Annotated in this window: 5 protein-coding genes and 1 pseudogene; 2 read left to right on the plus strand and 4 right to left on the minus strand. The window is 57.9% G+C overall.

Annotation, left to right across the window (positions count from 1 at the left end):
• Window positions 1–433, plus strand: a pseudogene (locus Q3C01_RS44690) (nodulation protein NoeE); the annotation flags it as partial.
• A 495-nt stretch (window positions 434–928) separates the two neighbouring features.
• On the opposite strand, the gene Q3C01_RS44695 reads toward Q3C01_RS44690, so the two are convergent.
• The 3 genes from Q3C01_RS44695 to Q3C01_RS44705 all read right to left on the minus strand — a co-directional run bounded on the left by Q3C01_RS44695 (window position 929) and on the right by Q3C01_RS44705 (window position 2,135).
• On the minus strand, window positions 929–1,450 hold the full coding sequence (locus tag Q3C01_RS44695) for a DUF2285 domain-containing protein (protein ID WP_458151716.1): 522 nt from the start codon (window positions 1,448–1,450) through the stop codon (window positions 929–931).
• Between the two features lie 58 nt (window positions 1,451–1,508).
• Complete coding sequence (locus tag Q3C01_RS44700; protein WP_458151717.1) at window positions 1,509–1,640, minus strand: transcriptional regulator domain-containing protein; 132 nt, start codon at window positions 1,638–1,640, stop codon at window positions 1,509–1,511.
• 219 nt (window positions 1,641–1,859) lie between these two features.
• The gene (locus tag Q3C01_RS44705; protein ID WP_458151718.1) at window positions 1,860–2,135 is read right to left on the minus strand and encodes a DNA -binding domain-containing protein; all 276 of its coding nucleotides are present in this window, start codon (window positions 2,133–2,135) and stop codon (window positions 1,860–1,862) included.
• A 164-nt stretch (window positions 2,136–2,299) separates the two neighbouring features.
• Between Q3C01_RS44705 and Q3C01_RS44710 the strand changes: the two genes are divergently transcribed.
• Complete coding sequence (locus Q3C01_RS44710; protein ID WP_458151719.1) at window positions 2,300–2,554, plus strand: helix-turn-helix domain-containing protein; 255 nt, start codon at window positions 2,300–2,302, stop codon at window positions 2,552–2,554.
• Window positions 2,555–2,659: 105 nt separating this feature from the next.
• Here Q3C01_RS44710 and Q3C01_RS44715 read toward each other — a convergent pair.
• Window positions 2,660–2,977 (minus strand): DUF736 domain-containing protein (locus tag Q3C01_RS44715; RefSeq protein WP_458151720.1); only part of this gene is annotated, 318 nt, incomplete at its 5' end.

The raw sequence follows: 2,977 nt of genomic DNA on the forward strand, positions 1-2,977 counted from the left end.
GGCTTGGCAAACCGACCTGAGCATCGAAGAGATGCAGGTCGTGACCGACCTGGTTGGGGCGGAGCTTTTGATAGAGCTCGGTTATGAGAAGGACCTTCAGTTCGCAAAGCAAGCCGGCGTCGTTGATAGGGGGGCGGAAGTAACCCAAGGCTATCGCCACTTATTTCAAACGTGCTGGGATTTTCTGGACGGCAAGACAGGAGGATCATTCGACATCCCCGCTGACGGCACCGAGCTAGGCAGTATCGATCGGCAAACTGAAGAAAACTCCTCGTTGGCTTTCGGCCCCTCGGTATTTCAGCAAGCGCAACGTCTGGCCGCGACCAAGAGGGAAGAGAATTTGCGGGCGGCACATTCAATCGCGGCGCAGTTGAATGAGGAGCTCACGGCTTCGAAGGCCGATCGAGATGCGCTGCCCGGAGGCCATTCGTGATGGCGTGCCAGCATCTGTGACGTTGCGGGGCAAGATCATACGGCCTGGGCAGACCTCGTCATTTCAGAGCCAATCTGAGACGCGGATTCAAATCGCGCGCATCAACGTGGCATTTAGAACCACAATTGCGACATTTGGGACACAGATGGCCGAGGTACCCGGCACAGGTCAGGACGATTGCTCGCTTGCTCTCATCAGAAATCTCCTGATCGCCAGGCGCATACGCAACACATAGGCCGCTCTTCTACAATTAAGCTCGCTAAACTTCAGGGAACTTCAGCGCCATGAAGCGTCCGAGCGCTTGACCTCGGCCGCCCTACCCAATCCAGCCAGTCTGGCATCAGAGCTGACGTCCGCTTACTCCAAGCGAGATGAACCCGCAGGGCGTGGCGGCAGCCAGCGATGTCTAGGCAACACTCCCATACTTTGCGTCGCAGGTTTGGTCACGATGGCGAATGACTACTTTCTCAGTCGGGGAATGATTTCGTGGCTCTGCTATTCTTTGCGAGACGAAGGCCGGAGCAACGCACGGTGGCCGCGGCGCATCAGCGCCAAACCAGCCTTAACCAAGCGGATAACTAGGCTGCGCAGGTCGTTAGTTTTCCAGGCGCGCTCGGAGACGCGTCTTGAACCAAACAACACCTCGGCGATTGCGCGATAGGAGGCGCCATCCATGCTTAAATCGAGGGCGCGCAGCGCCAGCGCAAATCGCTTACGTCGTTGCGCCGATAGGTGATGAAACGGAGGTCCGGGCGAGCGACCGTTGATCGCACGCCAGAAGCAATGTGCGGCATGGGCACGGATCTCAAACTCGGCATCAGGCAGTAGCTCGAATGCATAAGTGGCGCCGAACTTCGGGGCCTGTTTCAGCCACAGATGATGCTTGGCTCCGTGAATGCGCAATACAACGTGCCAACCATCCGCTGCTTTTCTGATCCTGTCCGATGCAGGATCGGCGAGCGCAAGGCCAGCGGCAACGATATCCGAGCCGGAAGCGCTCCGAACGATCGGTAGCACCGCTGGGAAAGCCTCCGGCGCCCAGAAGATGGTCTGCTGATGAAAGGACCTCTGCGGGTCATGAGCGAAAGCAGAGGCCCCATCTCCTCCGAAATTCAGGAGTCACCTGCTCGCGTTTCGAAACCGCGCCTCGATAGTCAGCTTGATACTCGGGAATGCGACGGAGGATTTCCCAGGCGAAATCCGACATCTCGCCATCTTTGACGCTCCGGTACGACTCCGGTGAGCGCCAGTCCAATTTAGACACTGCTGTGATCTCCCGCCAAATCGAAATTGCGGCGGAGTGTCTATAAAGCTTGGGGTTGTTGTGGAAGCCACGAATTGTGCATCACGCGTGATGCACAAAGTCGATCACGCCATCAGCGGGAGAAATTCATTCTTCTTGCGCAACTTAGACGACAATTTTTTGCTATTTGGGGACGCCAGCGCGAAGCAAGTCGCGGTAGCCGTGGTCCGCCATCCACTTTGCGCGTGCCAAATGGCTGTCGAATGCATTGCGAGCGCGCCCTGGCTCGCGATCCGGATCGATATGCAACACGATCCTGGCAACTTCGCTCCAATCAGCGCCATCCGCCTCGGCATCGAGGAGCCGCAAATACGTCACCAGATGCTGCTCGTCGTAGGACGTGAGCGCCGCATCTGTGGGCGCCAAGTCCGCGACATCGGGGTCAAGAGGCGTTTGCATGAGAATCCCGCAAAGTATGAGAACAAACGTGTCGGTGGCGACTCGACGCGCGGGGCTTGCTCGCTGAAGGTCGCGCCTTAGCTCTATTCCCTGGTTCGGTCCTAACCCAGGATACATATTATAGGAGATAAACCTCCTAGTATGTAAAGACGCAACTTGCGCAGATGGACATGCGCAAGTTGGTGGGGCGGAATTTCTTAAAGCTGCGGAAGCGGAAGGGCTTCACGCAGGAGAAATTCGCCGAGGCCTCCGGCTTCACTCAACAATACATTAGCAAGTTGGAGTGTGGTCAGCGCAATCCGACTGTAGTGACGCTGTTCGAGCTCGCAAGCACGCTGGGCGTCAGTCACGTCGACCTTATCTTGCCTGACGAAGAATTTTGCAAAGCACGTCCCAAGATCGCGAAGCGAAATTCATAAATCCGATCGATTGCCGCTCAATCCGGCGGCCTGGACCAGTTTTTCTGTCGGCTTCAAAGAACGCCCCGTCCGAGTCGATCGGGCGGGGCGTAGGCGGGGCGAGGCTTACTCGGCGGACTTGCGCGGCCGCGACCAGAGCAGCGTGTAGCCTTCGCCACCTTCGTCGTTGAACAGGTTCGCGTAGATCGGCGCGTTGAACGAGGGGTCATCGAGCTTGAGCGAGAGGTAGTCGCGGCCTTCCTCGGAGCGCTTGGACCAGGCCGCCCCGATTTCCGCCCGGCCCACATAGACGCGGTGGCTGGGAGCGTTTTCGTTGGTGCGGTTGGCCTCGGCGACGATGCGGACACCCCTGGCCTGCAGGCTCAGCGTGACGATCTCGCCCTGGAAATCGGAGCCGACCTTCTTGAAAGAACCGATGCTAGC

It is taken from the genome of Bradyrhizobium sp. UFLA05-109 (assembly GCF_054185165.1).

Bases quoted from the DNA above. Each gene is read 5' to 3' on its own strand.
- Q3C01_RS44710 (WP_458151719.1), top strand. From the start codon at position 2,300: ATGGACATGCGCAAGTTGGTGGGGCGGAATTTCTTAAAGCTGCGGAAG.
- Q3C01_RS44705 (WP_458151718.1), bottom strand. From the start codon at position 2,135: ATGCAAACGCCTCTTGACCCCGATGTCGCGGACTTGGCGCCCACAGAT.
- Q3C01_RS44700 (WP_458151717.1), bottom strand. From the start codon at position 1,640: ATGTCGGATTTCGCCTGGGAAATCCTCCGTCGCATTCCCGAGTATCAA.